At 42.0% G+C, this 17,606-nt stretch carries 6 protein-coding genes and 1 pseudogene; 6 read left to right on the forward strand and 1 reads right to left on the reverse strand.

All coding sequences use genetic code 11. The features are described 5' to 3' along the window. Nucleotides 1–183: 183 nt before the first annotated feature. From HT736_RS03095 to HT736_RS03115, 5 genes and pseudogenes are all read left to right on the forward strand, one after another. Nucleotides 184–6,153 (forward strand): ZmpA/ZmpB/ZmpC family metallo-endopeptidase, encoded by a 5,970-nt coding sequence (locus HT736_RS03095; RefSeq protein WP_172930742.1) that lies wholly within the window; start codon nucleotides 184–186, stop codon nucleotides 6,151–6,153. A 237-nt stretch (nucleotides 6,154–6,390) separates the two neighbouring features. After that, a complete protein-coding gene (locus tag HT736_RS03100) occupies nucleotides 6,391–10,179 on the forward strand; it encodes a sugar-binding domain-containing protein (protein WP_172930743.1) in 3,789 nt (1,262 codons plus the stop codon). 1 nt (nucleotide 10,180) lies between these two features. After that, nucleotides 10,181–11,869, forward strand: coding sequence for an alpha-L-fucosidase (locus HT736_RS03105; protein WP_172930744.1), 1,689 nt, complete (start codon nucleotides 10,181–10,183; stop codon nucleotides 11,867–11,869). 100 nt (nucleotides 11,870–11,969) lie between these two features. Beyond that, nucleotides 11,970–13,004: an Rpn family recombination-promoting nuclease/putative transposase gene (locus HT736_RS03110; RefSeq protein WP_172930745.1), complete on the forward strand. Its 1,035-nt coding sequence runs from the start codon at nucleotides 11,970–11,972 to the stop codon at nucleotides 13,002–13,004. Nucleotides 13,005–13,274: 270 nt separating this feature from the next. Further along, nucleotides 13,275–13,727, forward strand: a pseudogene (locus HT736_RS03115) (adenylosuccinate lyase); the annotation flags it as partial. Between the two features lie 293 nt (nucleotides 13,728–14,020). On the opposite strand, the gene HT736_RS03120 reads toward HT736_RS03115, so the two are convergent. Next, a complete protein-coding gene (locus HT736_RS03120) occupies nucleotides 14,021–14,290 on the reverse strand; it encodes a hypothetical protein (RefSeq protein ID WP_172930741.1) in 270 nt (89 codons plus the stop codon). 613 nt (nucleotides 14,291–14,903) lie between these two features. Between HT736_RS03120 and HT736_RS03125 the strand changes: the two genes are divergently transcribed. Beyond that, the coding region (locus tag HT736_RS03125) for a DUF1542 domain-containing protein (protein WP_172930746.1) at nucleotides 14,904–17,606 on the forward strand (2,703 nt) is incomplete at its 3' end.

The raw sequence follows: 17,606 nt of genomic DNA on the forward strand, positions 1-17,606 counted from the left end.
ACCATACCTACGGCAAGGCGACGCTGACGTGGTTTGAAGAGATTTTCGAAGAGTATTAAATAAAAATTATTGTATGTTGTTGCCCTTAACTTGGAATGATAAGGGAATAACTAGAAAGATTTGTGAATACAGACTATTTCTGATATACTAAATATACAGTAATAATGAATGATGGGAGATGGGATGAAAGAATTTCAATTTGAGAGAAAGCAGCGTTTTTCTTTGAGGAAATATGCAATAGGAGCTTGCTCGGTCTTGCTAGGAACGAGTTTATTTTTTGCTGGTATGGGTGCTCAGCCTGTACAGGCTACAGAAACGAGTTCAACACTAATTTCAAGTCATTATTTGGATGAGCAGGATTTACCTGAAAAGCTAAAATCTGAGTTGCAATGGTTTGAGGAAAATAAGATTGAGGTAAAAGAGGGAAAAGAATACTACTTTATCTATCGAAAATTGGCTACAAGATTACCAGAAACAGGTCTGTTTTCTAATGATGGGATGTTTATCTTGGGAGCAGGATTATTATTGCTTTCCTTCACTTTAATCAAGAGAAAAAGGGGAGCGTCTTACTTCCTTGTGACAGTCTTTGCTGTTGGTGGTTGGGTAGCATCCATCTCTGCTTTAGAAAATTTGGTAGAATTGCAACCAGCCCTTGTTAAGAGAGTAGAAGGTCAGTTTCTACCAAGTCCTGAAAGAGTCCAAGGATACGAATTTACGGGATATTATTTGGTAAGAGATAGTGCTAGTAAGGAACTTTCTGTTGATAAGGTAGAGTCGCCAGCATTATCTCAAAAGGAGGAAAGTTCAGAACCTCAATCTAAGAAGATTGTACCACAGACTGCATCTCATTTTAGCTCGACTGAAGACCTTGTGCAATCTCCTCAACCATCCTACGCAGTTGAGAAAATTGTTGAAGCTCCTGATGAAATTGTGCCTATAGGGCCTAAGGAAGAAGTTGCAGGAAATCCCAAAGTAGAACAACCGAAAGCAGAAGATAATAGTGATTATAAAACAAGTCCTGAGGAAGGTGTGTTAAATGCCACAGTAGAGAAACCAGAATTGCTAATCACTACAGAGGAGGTTGTTTTCCAAACGATAGAACAAGAAGATGCAACCTTAGCTAAAGGGCAAACTAAAGTTGTTCAAGAAGGTGTTGTTGGTGAACGCACCATCTATACGGAAGTCACTGTCGTTAATGGGGAAAAGTCTAGCAAAGTTATAGAAAATATAATCACAAAAGAACCAGTGAACAAGGTGATTGCAGTTGGGACTAAGGAAGAAGTTGCACCAAAACCAACACAACCTGTAACTCCAGAGCCAGAGGAAGTTAAACCAGTTCAACCTGAAAAAACTCCAATAGTAGAGAATGAAACAGAGACAAAACCAGTTGATGGAATAGGACAACCAAGACCAGGAGCCGAAGCGACATCGGGCGAGAAACAAACACCTGACAAACCCGAAGCCGAGCCGAAGCAACCAGAGCCAGCAACCCCAGTCGTGGAATCAGGGGGCGAGGAGAATCAAACTCATGCCCCACAAGGTACTGAGTCTAATCAACCATCTAAAGAAACTGCTGAGACCAAAGATTCTGAACCAGCAATCCCAGCCGTGGAATCAGGGGGCGAGGAGAATCAAACTCATGTCCAACAAGGTACTGAGTCTAAGCCACCATCTAAAGAAACTGCTGAGACCAAAGATTCTGAACCAGCAACCCCAGCCGTGGAATCAGGACGCGAAGAAGATCAATCTCTTGCGGAACAAAAGGGTGAGGAGAAACAGCTGGAGAATTCAGTTGAGGGGGTAAAAGATGTTGGTGAGTCTGCCCCACAAGGTACTGAGTCCCAGCCACCATCTAAAGTAGCTGCTGAGACCAAAGATTCTGAGCCAGAAAGCCCAGCCATGGAATCAGGGGGCGAGGAGAATCAAACTCTTGCCCCACAAGGTACTGAGTCTAATCATCCATCTAAAGCAACTGCTGAGACCAAAGATTCTGAACCAGCAACCCCAGCCATGGAATCAGGACGCGAAGAAGATCAATCTCCTGCGGAACAAAAGGGTGAGGAGAACCAGCTGGAGAATCCAGTTGAGGGGGTAAAGGATGTTGGTGAGTCTGCCCCACAAGAACCCCAAAAACAACCAGAACAACCAGAACAAACGGCTCCATCTCCAGAGGTCAACCCAAGTCAAGGAAACGAACCAGAATCAGCTGTTCAGCCTGAACCCTTATCTCCCCAAGAACAGTCAGATTCACAAGAGCAACCAACTGTCCCAAGTCCAGTAACGAAAGAAAAAGTATTGGAATATAAAACAACATATAAAGCTTCACCAGCCTTAAATTACAAAGAGCAACGAGTAGAAGTAGCAGGCGAAAATGGTAAGGAAGTGACAACTACTTCTTACAGTTTTGATGAAAGTACTGGGAAAATAGTAGAAAACACTTCAACAAAAATAGAAAAACATCCAGTAGATAGAGTTGTTAAGGTTGGAAATGTAGAAGAAACAAGATCAACAACCAAAAGACGTGAACAGTTTATCGCGGATGAGTCACTTGATAAAGGGGTTAAAGTAGTTAGAGAACAAGGTCAAGATGAAGAAACAACGACTATAAGTGTTTATAAAGTAAATTCGACGACAGGAGAATTAACTGATCCAGAAGTTTCAACAAAAGTAGCCAAAGCAATGCAAGCGAAAATAACGGCAGTAGGAACAAAACCAACAGTTCAATCACAAGAAATTCCTTTTAAGACAATTTATAAAGCATCGTCAGATTTAAGTTACAATGTGCAACAAGAAGAAACACCAGGGGAGAATGGTAGCTCAGTATCAACTACAACATACACAGTAAATCAAGAAACAGGAGCTATCTCAGAAGAAACTACAACAGAAAACACTCCAGCTAAAGACAAAATAGTAAAAGTTGGAAATGTAGAAAAGATCGTGTCACCTATAGAAATCACCGAGTTGAGAAAAGATAACCCTGAACTTCCAAAAGGAAAAGAAGAGGTTGAAGATGCAGGTGAGCAAGGGGAAACAACCGTCACTAAAACTTATGAAGTTAATCCGGAGACAGGAGAGTTAACAAATCCAATTGAGAAAACTGAAATAACTAAAGCTATGCGACAAAAAGTAATCTTGGTTGGTACTAAAGAAGACACTCAAATTCCTCAGACCAAAGTAGAGACCAAAGCTGTTCCTTATGAAACCATTTATGAAAAGAATGAAGCGCTAGACCACGGCGTTACAAGAGTAAAAATTTCGGGTGTTGAGGGACAAGAACAAGTTACTACTACCTATACCAAAGATCAAGCAAGTGGCAATATTTCTGAGAGTAAAACTGTCAAAATAGTAGCCAACAAAGTTGATCAAGTTGTAGAAGTTGGAACTAAACCGAGTGTTGAAACCACTGTCCTATCTCATAAAATGATCTACCAGGTGAATCCTGCTTTGGAGTTCAGAAAAGAGGAAGTAGCGGTTGCAGGGCGTGATGGTTCGGTGGAAACTAGGACGACTTATCAACTAGACCAGGCAACAGGTCAGGTGACGGTATCTGACACCACTAGACAAGTAAATCCAGCAGTCGATAAAGTGATTCAAGTTGGTAATGTGGAAAAAGTAATACAACCGATTGCTGTTACTGAGGAACGAAGAGAGGATTCTTCTCTTGCTAAAAAGATGGAAAAGGTAGCCTCTGAAGGAGAAGTTGGTGAGAATACACTGACCAGAACCTACGCTATCAATGAACAAACTGGTGAATTGGTTAATCCTCGAGAAGTGAGTCAAATAACAAAACCAATGAAACCGAGAGTTGTTTTAGTTGGTAGTCAGGAGGATAAACCACACATCCTTCCAACAAATAGTGAGAGAGAAGATGCTGTGGATGTGTCTGCTCTGACCACAAGCGCGAGGTCAGTAGACTTCTTACATGACAGTAAACTAAAAGCACAGTTAGAGCCTACCTATGATCCTCGAGATATTATAACAAGGAGAATTGCGCTCAGAAAAACACACCCAAATATCACTGACCAAGAGGTCAAAGATATGTTGCGCATAGAGTATCTTCAAAAACTGTCAATCCAAGAAAGCTTTGATCAGACGAAGAGGCAAGCTGAGTCAAGTTTCAAAAAGATTGCCTCGCATACATTAGGAATTATAGGAGATACCCCTGAAAATCGCAGCAAGGTCAAACAAGAGCTGGAGCAATACAAAGAGCAGATTTTGTTGGGACTGTCTTATATCAATCGTTTTTATAATATTCAATTTGGGGACACGAATATTCGTGATATTCTGGCCTTTAATCCAAGCTCATTTGGTAATAAGACAATGACAGCCTTGGATAGTTTGAAAAAATTAGGATCCATGTCTTATGAAGAGATGAAATTGACCAATAGTCCTCAAACATTTACAAAGTATTTATCTACCATTACAGGTAAGGCTAGCTTGAAGGAATTTTTAGACAGCAATCGCCAACTCTTTACGTCAGATGATGCGGATACCTGGCTTAAAAAATCTAGCCAAGCTATGATTGTTGAAAAACCATCTAAGGAAAATCCTTCAGCGCATGTCGGGCTGTATAGCAAGTTGACAGCTGGGGAAAAGGATCCTCGTAAACAAGAGGCTAATATGGCTGCTATTTTGGGACTTTTGAATGTGAAAGAACCAAATGTTTATGTGATTAGTAATATGGCGACGATTACTTACGGTAATATTGGTTCCTATATAGATACTTCTCTCGCCCAGTCTAATCCAACTAAGTACCAGGCTGAGCTTGCTAGAGTCAAGTCTTTAATTGAAAAGGCGGCTGTACAACAAGCCAACTATGTCGATACTCTTTATCGTATAACAAAACCAGAAAATCGTGATAAGTTGCTGACAAATCGCTTGATTATTGATACGATGAAGAAATATACAAGTAATCCGAATGCCCAGATTGATAGCACTTGGTCACCAGCTACTGGTAGTGGAGCTGATAAGGGGGTCGACCAGTTTATGACTCCTATGAATTACTATTCTCCAGTAAGTAAGGTGGGAGCTGAGGCTAATGGATTAGGTGTCCGTTACTTTATAGATAGAGTTCTGGATGATAGAGGTTCAGCGACTTATTCTCATGAAATGACGCACTTACTAGATAGAACGGTCTTGTTTAATAATCACGGTCGTCGAGATGGTACAGCCGCAGAGTTTTATGCGCGTGGTATTTTTGAAAACTCCTATAATCCAGAAAAGGATACTTATTTCAATCTCAACTTTGTATATGATGAGAGTGATAAGGATGGATTTTACAATAAGACACCTGATCGATTTAAAACGGCAGAAGATTTGCAATCTTACATGAAGGGAAGTTTTGATGTCCTTTATACTCTAGATTATCTAGAAGCTGAGGCAACGAAAAATCTAACTGATGAAGAAAAAACTAAATATTTCAAGAAAATAGTTCCGATTAGTTCACCATTTAGAAGATGGATAGATTATCGTAATACAGTAATTCCAGCAACTCATAAGAGTGAGGAGATTCAAGCTCTGACCTTAGAAGATGCCAAAAACTTGACAGATATTGATAGTTTAATTGACAATCATATCCTGGTCAATCGTTATATCATTGCTGGCTTTAAGGATAAAGGTAAAATTGCACCAAATGGTTACTATACCGTTGATATGTTTGATACCATTTATGGTGTTAGTCAAAATGACTCTGGTATGAGTGGGGACATCACCTTTAGAAAACAAGCCTTTGAATTGATGGCTGCTTTGGGCTACTATGAAGGATTTGTTCCTTATGTATCAAATCAGTTTAAAGAAGAAGCTGAAGCAGAGGGAGTACCGTTATCAGATAAATATATTTTTGATAAAATTCTAGGAAAAACATATGCTGAGTTCAAAAAAGAGCAAATAAATGAGCGTGTTGAGAAATTAGGTAAGTTAACACCAATTACTATAAATTACAACGGAAAAGAAGAAGTGATTGATAGTAAAGAAAAATTACAAGAGCTTATGAATAAAGCTGTTAAAGAGGAACTTGCTCAAATAAAAGCAGGAAACACAACAGCTCAGAAATTTATGTTTATTGAAACTCCAGTTCAAAAACTGAAAAAAGCGATTTATAAAGCTTATCTCAAAGATTCAGATGACTTTAGACAGTCGATTTACAATAGTTAAGACAAAAGGGACATCTCTCTGGAATGAACATTCAGAGAGGTGTTTTTTGCGCTCTTGTAAGGTTTGACCTTGTTTCTTGAAAATGACAGTTTATATGAACATGGAGTGATTTTCAGACTTTTCCACAAATTATAGAATCTTTTCTGAGGATTTAGGGAGTGATGGAGGAAGTCTTGAAAGCGCTTTTGTTTTGTGCTATAGTCAAGTCAATAGACTTGTTTAACGAGGAATGCTTGTATGAGAAGAGAAGAAGTTTTACGAAATCACTGGTTTTTTAGTCAAGAGGTGGGGAAAGAAGAGGCCTTGGCGCCGGATTTTCAGAGGGAAAATTGGCAGTCGATTCAAGTACCACATGACTGGAGTATTTACAATGATTTTGATCAGTATTCTCCAGCGCAAAATGAGGGTGGGCAGCTAAATGGTGGTCAAGCTTGGTACCGGACACAGTTTTACTTGGAAGAAGATGTCAGTCTTGTTTCGGTGCGTTTGCTCTTTGATGGGGTTTACATGAATGCCCAAGTCTATATCAACGGGCAAGTGCTGGGCTATTATCCCAATGGCTATACACCCTTTTCTTATGATATCACCCCTTATCTAAGAAACGATGGGACAGCCAACCAGCTTGCGGTTTTTGTGGAAAATCAGCAACCTAGCAGTCGTTGGTACTCTGGTAGCGGTATTTACCGGGAAGTAAAATTGTTGATGACAGATTCGGTGCATCTGGATTTGTATGGGATTAAGATAGAAAGTCCCAAGCTCAAGGAACAAAGAGATAGATGGGTGGAGACTCAGCTTACAAGTAAGGTTTCAAATGATGGCTCTCAGTCTGTGTCGGTGTATTTGGAGCAGAGTATCTGGTATGATGGACAACAGGTTTCAGACTGGCAGGCGACAGACTCTCTAGTGATTGAGTCTGGGGACAAATATTCTTTCCAACAAGCCATATCAATTTTCCAACCTTTGCTTTGGGATATTGACCATCCTTACCTTTACCAATTGAAGACTCGCCTTTACAAAGATGGCATTTTGGTTGATGAAGAAGAGGAGACCTTTGGTTACCGCTATATGGATTGGCAAGTGGATAAGGGCTTCTTTCTAAATGGTCGCTGGTTGAAGATTCATGGGGTTTGTTTGCACCATGACTACGGAGCGCTGGGAGCTGTGGAAAACAGGTCAGCTGCTGAGAGACGCTTGCGCCAGATGAAGGAAATGGGCGTCAATGCTATTCGAATTACCCATAATCCAGCCAGTAGCATTTTACTCGCTCTAGCTGCCAAAATGGGGCTACTCATCCAAGAAGAAGCTTTTGATACCTGGTATGGAGGCAAGAAAGAATATGATTATGGTCGCTTTTTTGAGGAAGAAGCGACTCATCCAGAAGCGAAAGCAGGCGATTTCTGGTCAGATTATGATTTGCGCACTATGATTGAACGTGGCAAGAATAATCCGGCGATTTTTATGTGGTCTTTGGGAAATGAAGTCAGCGAAGCAAATGGCGATGCTCATTCATTGAAGACGATCAAACGCTTGCTAGAAAGGGTTAAGGAGGTTGATGATAGCCGTTTTGTGACCATGGGAATGGATCAGTTCCGCTTTGGAGATGGGTCTGGAGGTCATGAAAAGATAGCCGATTTGCTGGATGTGGTGGGCTTAAATTACTCGGAAGACAATATTGACGGGATTCGCAAAAGACATCCCAAGTGGCGACTTTACGGGTCTGAAACCTCATCGGCTACACGGACTCGTGACAGCTATTTTCGCCCAGCTAAGGAATGGGTTGGGGATAATCGCCGCGTGCGGAATTTTGAACAGTCGGACTATGGCAATGACCGGGTTCCTTGGGGGAAGACCGCGACGGCTTCTTGGATAGCAGATAGAAATCGGCTAGACTATGCGGGTCAGTTTATCTGGACAGGAGTGGACTATATCGGTGAGCCGACTCCTTGGCACAATCAAAATGACACGCCTGTAAAGAGTTCCTATTTTGGGATCGTGGATACGGCAGGGATTCCTAAAAATGACTATTATCTCTATCAAAGTCAGTGGTTGGACCTAGATCAGCAGCCTATGGTTCATATCTTACCTCACTGGAATTGGGAAATCCACAAGAGTTATCAACAAGTTGTGGATAAGTATGGGGATATCCTTGTTCGAGTGTATTCAAATGCTGGTTCAGTAGAGCTATTTCTCAATGGAAAATCTCAAGGTAGGAAGACCTTTCAGGAGAAATGGACTTCAGATGGCAGAAAATACCAAGAGGGACAAGGTTCTGACCAACTCTATCTCGAATGGCCTTTGGCTTATCAACCGGGAGAATTGCATGCTGTGGCCTATGACTGTCAAGGTCAGCTTGTGGCAGAAGATAAGGTGGTGACTGCAGGTAAGCCAGCCCAAATCGGCTTACATGCCGAGAAAACACAACTGGAGCCAGATGGGCAAGACCTCCTCTATCTTTATTTTGATGTATTGGACCAAGCTGGAAATTGGGTGCCGACTGCTTCCAATCAGCTTCATTTTGAAATTGAAGGCCCTGCTCGCATTGTAGGTGTGGATAATGGCAGGCAGGCCAGTCGTGAACGTTACCAAGCCCAGAAAAATGGTCGGTTTCAGAGGAAAGCCTTTCATGGCAGAGGTGTACTTTTGGTTCAGAGCTTGGAGCAGGCAGGCCAAGTAAGAGTAAAGGCCAGTGCCAGAGGACTAGAGCCAGCAAGTTTTGATCTCTTAGTGGGAGAGGCTTTTGATTGCCAGCCAGTGAAAAATCAGCGCTTGTTTGAGATTCGAGTGAACAAGCAGGCAGGATTACAAGAAGGGGATTCCCCAGCCATTGGACTTTATCCACAAACTGTGGATAACCCTGTGAACAAGGTGGGGAATAGTGAAGTGATTTGGGAGACGAGTGGTAGTGCCCACGCCATTATCAAGCAGGGAGTGCTTCATTGCTTGTCTGCAGGGGACTTGGCTATCAGTGCTATTTATCAAGGAAAGACCTATCAAATACATTTGCAGGTGGCAGAAAATAGCTCACTAGGGAAGCCAGTTTCTGTAAGACCACTTCGCTTGTATACAGATAGGGGGACTTATCCACAGCTTCCGTCTTCGGTCTTGGTGGACTATGAGTTTGGCGGTGCAAAACGAGTCAAGGTTGTTTGGGAGGCAATAGCCGAAGAAGATATGGCAAGCTTTCATGAGTTTACGGTATATGGCCAGCTAGAAGGGCTGGATTTAAAGGTTTCTGCTCAGATTTGTGTCCAAGGGATTTGCGCTATTGAGACTGAAAGGATTTGGACGCTTGTCAAGGAAGCCCCACACCTACCAGACCGAGTTAAGCTAGTCTTATCAGATGGCAGACGAGATACGGCCAAGGTGATTTGGGATGAACTCGATCCTCAAGTCTATGCTCAGGTAGGAGAATGTATTCTTACAGGACAAGTAGCGGGCTGTGAGTTGCCAGCAACAGTCACCATTCATGTGACAGATGCCAGTGTAGATGGGGAAGTCATTTCCAATCAGTGGACAGGATCCAACCTGCCTCTGGTATTTGCTTCCCACTCAGAGCCTAATTACCCAGTCTCTTACCTCAATGACAAGGTCATTTCTCGGAAGAAATCGACAGCCAATACTTGGATTGCCAAGTCAGAGCAAGCCAATGTCGGCATTCTTTTTGGAGATGCAGGGATTTTAAAACCGCGATTTGTGGATAACCTGACCTTGTATTATGTTGAAAATCAAGAATACGTGGCGGTGGAACCTACTTTTATTGATTATTATGTAGGGAATGAGCCTAGCTTACCTCGGACTCCCAACCATTTGGATAAGGATTCCCTGCTCAAGCAAGAGGAGGATTGGCGATCTGTATCAGCTATCCGAAAAGTTTCAAGCGACAAGGCTGAAGGGCTTCGTTTTGAATTTGACAAGGTGGAAACCTATGCCCTTCGTCTTCGATTTGAAGGCTTGACAAGCCCTCTAGCCTTAACAGAATTGCAAGTACATGCCAAAAAAGTTAAGAAAAATGTAGATAGGAAGTAATATGGTAAGAGAAATAAAACCGCATGGCCCCTTGCCTAGTCAGGCCCAGCTAGCTTATTTAGAGGATGAACTAGCAGCCTTTATCCATTTTGGTCCCAATACCTTTTATGACCAGGAATGGGGTACAGGTCAGGAGGATCCTGGACGATTTAACCCGACAAGGTTAGATGCGCGTGAGTGGGTTCACGTGCTCAAGGAAACGGGCTTTAAAAAGTTGATTTTGGTGGTCAAGCACCACGACGGCTTTGTCCTCTATCCGACAGTTCACACAGATTATTCGGTCAAGGCCAGTCCTTGGAGGAATGGAGAGGGAGATTTGCTTCTTGAAGTATCACAAGCTGCCACAGAGTTTGATATGGATATGGGGGTCTACCTGTCACCGTGGGATGCTCATAGTCCCCTCTATCATGTGGACCGAGAAGCGGATTATAATGCCTATTATTTGTCTCAGTTGAAGGAGATTTTATCAAATCCTGCCTATGGAAATGGAGGGAAATTTACTGAGATATGGATGGATGGTGCCAGAGGAGAGGGAGCGCAAAAGGTCAATTATGAATTTGAAAAATGGTTTGAAACCATTCGTGAACTACAGGGAGATTGCTTAATTTTTTCAACAGAAGGCACTAGCATTCGCTGGATTGGTAATGAACGAGGCTATGCAGGTGATCCCCTGTGGCAAAAGGTGAATCCTGACAAACTAGGAACAGAAGCAGAGCTGGACTATCTTCAGCACGGAGATCCTTCGGGTACGATTTTTTCAATTGGTGAGGCAGATGTCTCTATCCGGCCGGGCTGGTTTTACCATGAGGATCAGGATCCTAAGTCTCTCGAGGAGTTGGTCGAAATCTATTTTCACTCAGTGGGGAGAGGAACCCCGCTCCTGCTTAATATTCCGCCGAATAAAGATGGGCTCTTTGATGCAAAGGATGTTGAACGCCTTTATGAATTTGCGGCCTATCGCAATGAGCTCTATAAAGAAGATTTGGCTCTGGGAGCTAAGGTATCTGGTCCAGCTCTTTCCGCAGACCTTGCTTGTCACCATCTGACAGATGGCCTTGAAACTAGCTCTTGGGCAAGCGATGCAGACTTGCCCATCCAGCTAGAACTAGACTTAGGATCTCCTAAAACTTTTGATGTCATTGAGTTAAGAGAAGATTTGAAGCTAGGGCAACGAATCGCTGCTTTTCATGTGCAAGTAGAGGTGGACGGCGTCTGGCAAGAATTTGGCAGGGGCTTTACAGTTGGTTATAAGCGCCTCCTGCGAGGTCCGCTAGTAGAGGCACAGAAGGTGCGCGTGATGATTACAGAGGCACAATCTATGCCTGTATTGACCAAGATTTCACTCTATAAAACTCCTAGCTTATCAAAAAAAGAAGTTGTTCAGGGACTAGCATTTGCAGAAAAAAGTCTAGCTGTAGCAAAGGGAGAGACTCTTCATTTTAGGATTGAACGTAGCGAAAGTAATACTCCTTTGGAAGCTAAGATTTCGCTTCAACCGGGGACTGGTGTCCATGGTGTCGCCTATCAGGACGAGATTCAAGTCCTTCAATTCCAAACTGGAGAAAGCAAAAAAGATTTGTGCATACCAACACTGTACTTTGTTGCTGATAAGACCTTAGATTTCTATCTAAATCTGACTGTTGATGGACAACTGGTTGACCGAGCTCATATTTTAGTTGAAACGAGATAAAATATCTTTACAATTCATTTCTTTTCCGAATAAATAGATAGTAGCAGTAAATCTAGTAAACCTAGATTTAAAACTATGGTATAATAAAAGGAGGAAATGGATGATTTTAAGACATCCGGGCATTAGCCCAACTAATGACTTGGTTGCTAAGAAAATTTTCAGCAACCCAGAAATCACTTGTCAGTTTATTCGCGATATGCTGGACTTGCCAGCCAAAAATGTGACCATTTTGGAGGGAAGCAATATTCACGTCTTGCCTTCCCTGCCGTACTCGGCACAGGATTTCTATACCAGTATAGATGTTTTAGCTGAACTAGATAATGGCACTCAAGTAATCATTGAGATTCAAGTCCATCATCAGAATTTTTTCATCAATCGCCTGTGGGCTTATTTGTGTAGTCAGGTCAATCAAAACCTAGAAAAAATTCGCCAACGTGAAGGTGACACCCACCAGAGTTACAAACACATTGCACCAGTATATGCTATCGCAATCGTGGACAGCAATTATTTCTTAGATGACCTGGCTTTTCATAGTTTTAGTATGCGCGAGGACACGACAGGTGAGGTTTTAACCATCACCAATAATGGACAAGAAAATCATCTGGTTAAGATGGCGTTCTTGGAACTAAAAAAATACAGAGAAACCAGCAAAGACGAGGTTCGCAAGCCGTGGTTGGAGTTTTTTGGTAATAAGCCCTTTACTCAGGAACCCGAGCGAGCCATCAGCCAAGCAGATCAACTGCTGGACTACAAGAGCTGGTCCGAGGAGGACAGGGAGATGTTTAGTGAACAACGCAGACGCGAAGAACAAGCCTTGCTAGCGCAGGACTATGCCTTGGAACAAGCTGAAGAAAAAGGGTTGGAGAGAGGTCGTGCAGAAGGTCTTGAACGTGGTCGAGCTGAGGGGATTGAACAAGGCATCGAAAAAGGTTTAGAGCGTGGACTTGAACGTGGTCGAGCTGAGGGGATTGAACAGGGCATCGAAAAAGGTTTAGAACAAGGACTTGAACGTGGAAAACTTTTTGCCTTTCTGGATATGGTTCGCCAAGGACTTCTGACTTCCGAGGTTGCCAGCCATCAGCTGGGTATGACTGTCGCTGAGTTTGAGTCGCTATTGAAAAAACATTACAAATAAGACCTAAAAAAATACAGAGAAACCAGCAAAGATAGCATTCGCAAACCATGGTTGGAGTTTTTTGGTAATAAGCCCTTTACTCAGGAACCCGAGCGAGCCATCAGCCAAGCAGATCAACTGCTGGACTACAAGAGCTGGTCCGAGGAGGACAGGGAGATGTTTAGTGAACAACGCAGACGCGAAGAACAAGCCTTGCTAGCGCAGGACTATGCCTTGGAACAAGCTGAGGAAAAAGGGTTGGAACGCGGTCGTGCAGAGGGGATTGAACAGGGTTTAGAGCGTGTTCACATGATTACAGCCTATGAGAATGTGGCTCTCTGGCATGAACACGACATTTCCCACTCATCAGCTGAGCGTATCATCACACCTGATACGACCATCTTGATTGACTACATGCTCAACCGTTTTGGAAATATCGTCAAGAACTTGACGGTCTTACCAGAAAACATGATCCGCAACATGAACGCGACTTTTGGTCTGATCTTTAGCCAACGTGCCATGTTGACCTTGATTGAACAAGGCATGACCCGTGAGCAAGCCTATGACTTGGTACAACCAAAAACAGCCTACTCTTGGGACAAGCAAGTAGACTTCAAACTACTTCTGGAAGCAGATCCAGAGGTGACATCACGTTTGACACAAGAGGAAATCGATGAGATTTTCAACCATCTTTACTATACCAAACGAGTGGAGCCTATCTTTGAACGTCTAGGATTAGAATAATTAGAAAAAATCGAATTTCTATGACTCCATTTATAGGAGTAGCAGAACTTCGATTTTTATGTTATCTTAAAGCCCTTTGCTAAAAAATATAGTAGATTGAAACTAGAATAGTACACCTCTGCTTCTAAAACATGGTTAGAAATCGATTTGATTGTCCTGAATGATTTGTCCTATTTCTATTTTACTTTACTTTACTATGGAACCGTTCCATAAGGAGAGAGATTGGAAAATCTCCAGACTAGAGAAGTCAGCGACTTTTTTTGAATCTTGTTCCTTAAAGCTAGTCGTCTTTTTCAAGTGACCTGAATCTGCTTTAAAGCTGCCCCTACTGAAGGGAGAGCACAATCAAGCTGTGCCGCAATTTCCCTAAAAGCAGCCTCGATATGAGCCTCTACAAAAGCTTTCGACTCCTCTATAAGGAAGCTTTCGATTTTTGATGAGTCGCTCTTTCCGCTCTCAGTGTCCTTGCTCACCTCATTTCTTTTCTTAGCTGAAGAGAGTTCTGAGACCAAGATTAAAAACTTTGGCTGCCTCGGCAGGCCTGTGTTCTTTTTTGATGCCATCCAATGCTCCTTGTTTAAAATCAGTAGGCTAGGCCATGGCTTTCTGATAACCTGCTTGTTTAAAACTGAGCAGCTATAGTAAGTGGTCAAGGCTAGTCAAGTAGTCAGGAGAGGCAAGGAGCCGCTATCTTCTGTTCTATGGCAAGCAATCAGAATAGCTAGTGATATCACTGGCAGTTTCTCTTTTTTAGGCTCCTTGCATGTTGTCATCTTCAAATGATGCTAATGAAAAAGGTGCAACCCCTTACATTTTTTCTACTTATTTTGTCGAGGCTAGTGAAAAAGATAGAGTTATTTTGAAAAAATAATATTTATAGAAATTAAGGGTTGATTGAATCCTAAAAAATCAGAGCATAAGATGCCATGAGAATCAGTAAATCCTTAACAAATTCATAAAATAATGAAAAATATGGATAAAAAAACCGAATAAAATTCACGAAAATCGAAAAAATGTTTTTTTTTTAGCAAAATATTAGCAAACAAAAAAGTTGCATATATCTTGGTAATTATGTATCATAGTAAAGTAAATCTATGCATAGAGGAAGTCTCCTTCTATAAGGAAGGAGGAGCCTCTCTTATGTAGAAAAATATAATCCTAAAGGAGATTTAAGTAATGGACAAGAAAGTATCCATGAGTCGTTCTGAGCGCCTGCGTCGTGAGAAGGTCACGCGTTATTCTATTCGTAAATATAGTTTTGGTGCAGCCAGTGTGGCAGTAGCGGCTCTATTTATGTTTTTGGGGAACGGAGCAGTGTCAGCTGCTGAGAATGGCGCAGACTCACAAGGCGGAGCCGCTGTGGCAGCTAACCCTAACGGAGGGGAGGAGGCTGACCCAGGAGATGGAGCACCGTCTACTGGTGCAGAAAATGGAGAAGCAACAGCTGGGAGTGAGGCCCCTGCAGCTACCACTGATCAGCCTCCAGTGGTAGAGATTCCATATTCTAATACTACTGAAAGAGAAATCTATGTCTATGGTGCAGAAGAAACCTCATTTGAGATCAAAATTAAAGATGATGCAGGTAAGATTAAGGGAGCTACACTACTACAAGGTGGGAATAACCGTTTTAATTCTGTAGCAGGTGAAACTGATAAAATCAATACTAAGTATGGATATAAAGCCAATGAGTTTAAAACTGAAACACCAGCATCGGACGCGACACCAGCAGTTATCAGATACTCAGGTACTCCAGCTTCAGACGGGACATTTACTCAAGCTAAATTAGATAATGCGACAAGAGGGGAAACTCCATCGGGATTTCCTTTAGGTTGGCGTTATGTGCGAGTTACTGATACTAACGGTAGGGACTTTACGGGCTCTAACACTGGAAAGGCTAATGACCATGCCTTTAATGTTGTACTTAAACCTCAAAATCAAAAATATGATATGACAACACCAGCAACAGAAGCTGAAAAAATGGCGGTGGGGGATGCCAACAATGTAAGTGAGCGAGAGTTTGAAGCCATAAAGAACTCACTTAAACTAGAGTACTCTAAACAAAATAACGACCTGAACCTAACGTCGAAAGGTGGTCAAAACGTAGAAAATAGAGACTCTAAGATTAAAACTATTGCAAAAGAAGCTAATGATATTGTAGTAACCTATAAAGACGGATCTATAGACAGAAAACCATTAACAGAGTTTGCGCGTACAAATGTTGCTCCGACAGTTGAGCTTCCATACTCAAATGAAGCTAATAAACAAATCTATGTTTATACAGGTGAAAACACTGATCTAACTTTCAAAGGTACAGATGAAAACGAAGTTAAAGATCTTTACCTACGTGGACCTGGAGATATTTCAGGGAATAACACGAATGGATATGGATTTACAACAGGTAAAGTTGCGAATGGTGCGGTAACTGGCGACGGATCAATCTCTGACGATAAGAGAACAGCTACTATCAAGATGACTGGTGTTACAAATCTTAGGACTGGTCAAAAGTGGACAAGTTTTATTGTTTCTAAAGATAATGACGGTAAACTTTCAAATACTAATTATAAAGCGCTAGATAAAGATCCTAATGCTAGACAAAAACCAGGATATGTTCAATTTATAGTTAAAAATCAAACATCTAAATATGATATAGCAGCTCCAACTGAAAAAGTTGCTGTAGCAGACCCAGCTAACGTAACAGAAGATGACTTAGCTAAAATCAAAGAAAAACTACAACTTGAATACAATAAGAAGAATGATGATGCGAATATCTCAAAAGATTCTCCAGTTACAGATAAAGATTCTAAAATCAGGTCATTAACAAAAGATGCTAATGGAAATCTTGTTGTAACCTATACAGATGGATCTACAGATAAAAGACCATTATCAGAATTTGTAACTCTTGATAAACAACCTGCGATTGATGCAGTGAACAAGGCTGCAGAAGATAAGATCGCAGAAATTAATGCTATTACAGATCCTAATACTACCGATGATGAAAAACAAGCCGCTATCGCTAAGGTAAATGCAGATAAAGAGAAAGCATTAGCAGCAATTAATGATCCTAGCCTAACAACAAAAGCTGCCTTGGATCAAGCTCAAACTGCAGGGACAACCGCCATTGCAGCAGACAATCCAGTAGTGGCTAAAAAAGCTGAAGCCAAAGCGGCAATTGAAGCAGCACGTAAGGCTAAAGAAGATGCTATTAATGCAGACAGAAATCTATCAGAAGCTGAAAAAACAGCCGCTATTGCTAAAGCCAATGAAGCAGCCCGGGCAGCAACTGAGAAAATCGATGCAGCGACGACAGATGCAGCTGTAGATGAAGCGCAAACAGAAGCCACTACAGCCATTTCTAAAGTAAACCCAATCGCTAAAGAGAATGCTAAGGCAGCAGTTGCCAATGCCTTAACAGCTAAAAATGATGAGATTGATAAGCGCACAGACCTAAGTCAAGCAGAAAAAGACGCAGCTAAAGCAGAAGCCCAAAAATTAGCTGATGCAGAATTAGCTAAAATCAACGCTCAACCTGATAATGAAGATACAGAAGATGCAGCTCGAGCAACCCAAAAACTTGTGGACGCTGCAGAAGATAAAGGTGTAGCGGATGTTACCTCTGTAACTCCAGTAGCCAAAGCAGCTGCTAAGAAAGCAGTGGCAGATGAACTAGCTAAGAAAGAAGCAGAAATCGATGCTCGCCAAGATCTAACAGCTGAAGAAAAAGCGAAAGCTAAGGCAGAAGCTCAAGCAGCTGCTGACGAAGCGAACAAGGCCATTGATGCTCAACCAGATGTAGCCGCAACACCAGAAGAAGCCCAAGCAGCTCAAGATAAAGTAGAAGCCGCTAAGACACAAGGTGTAGCAGCGATTAAAGCTGTGAAT

This window comes from Streptococcus sp. 339 (assembly GCF_013277285.1).
GTDB lineage: Bacteria > Bacillota > Bacilli > Lactobacillales > Streptococcaceae > Streptococcus > Streptococcus pseudopneumoniae.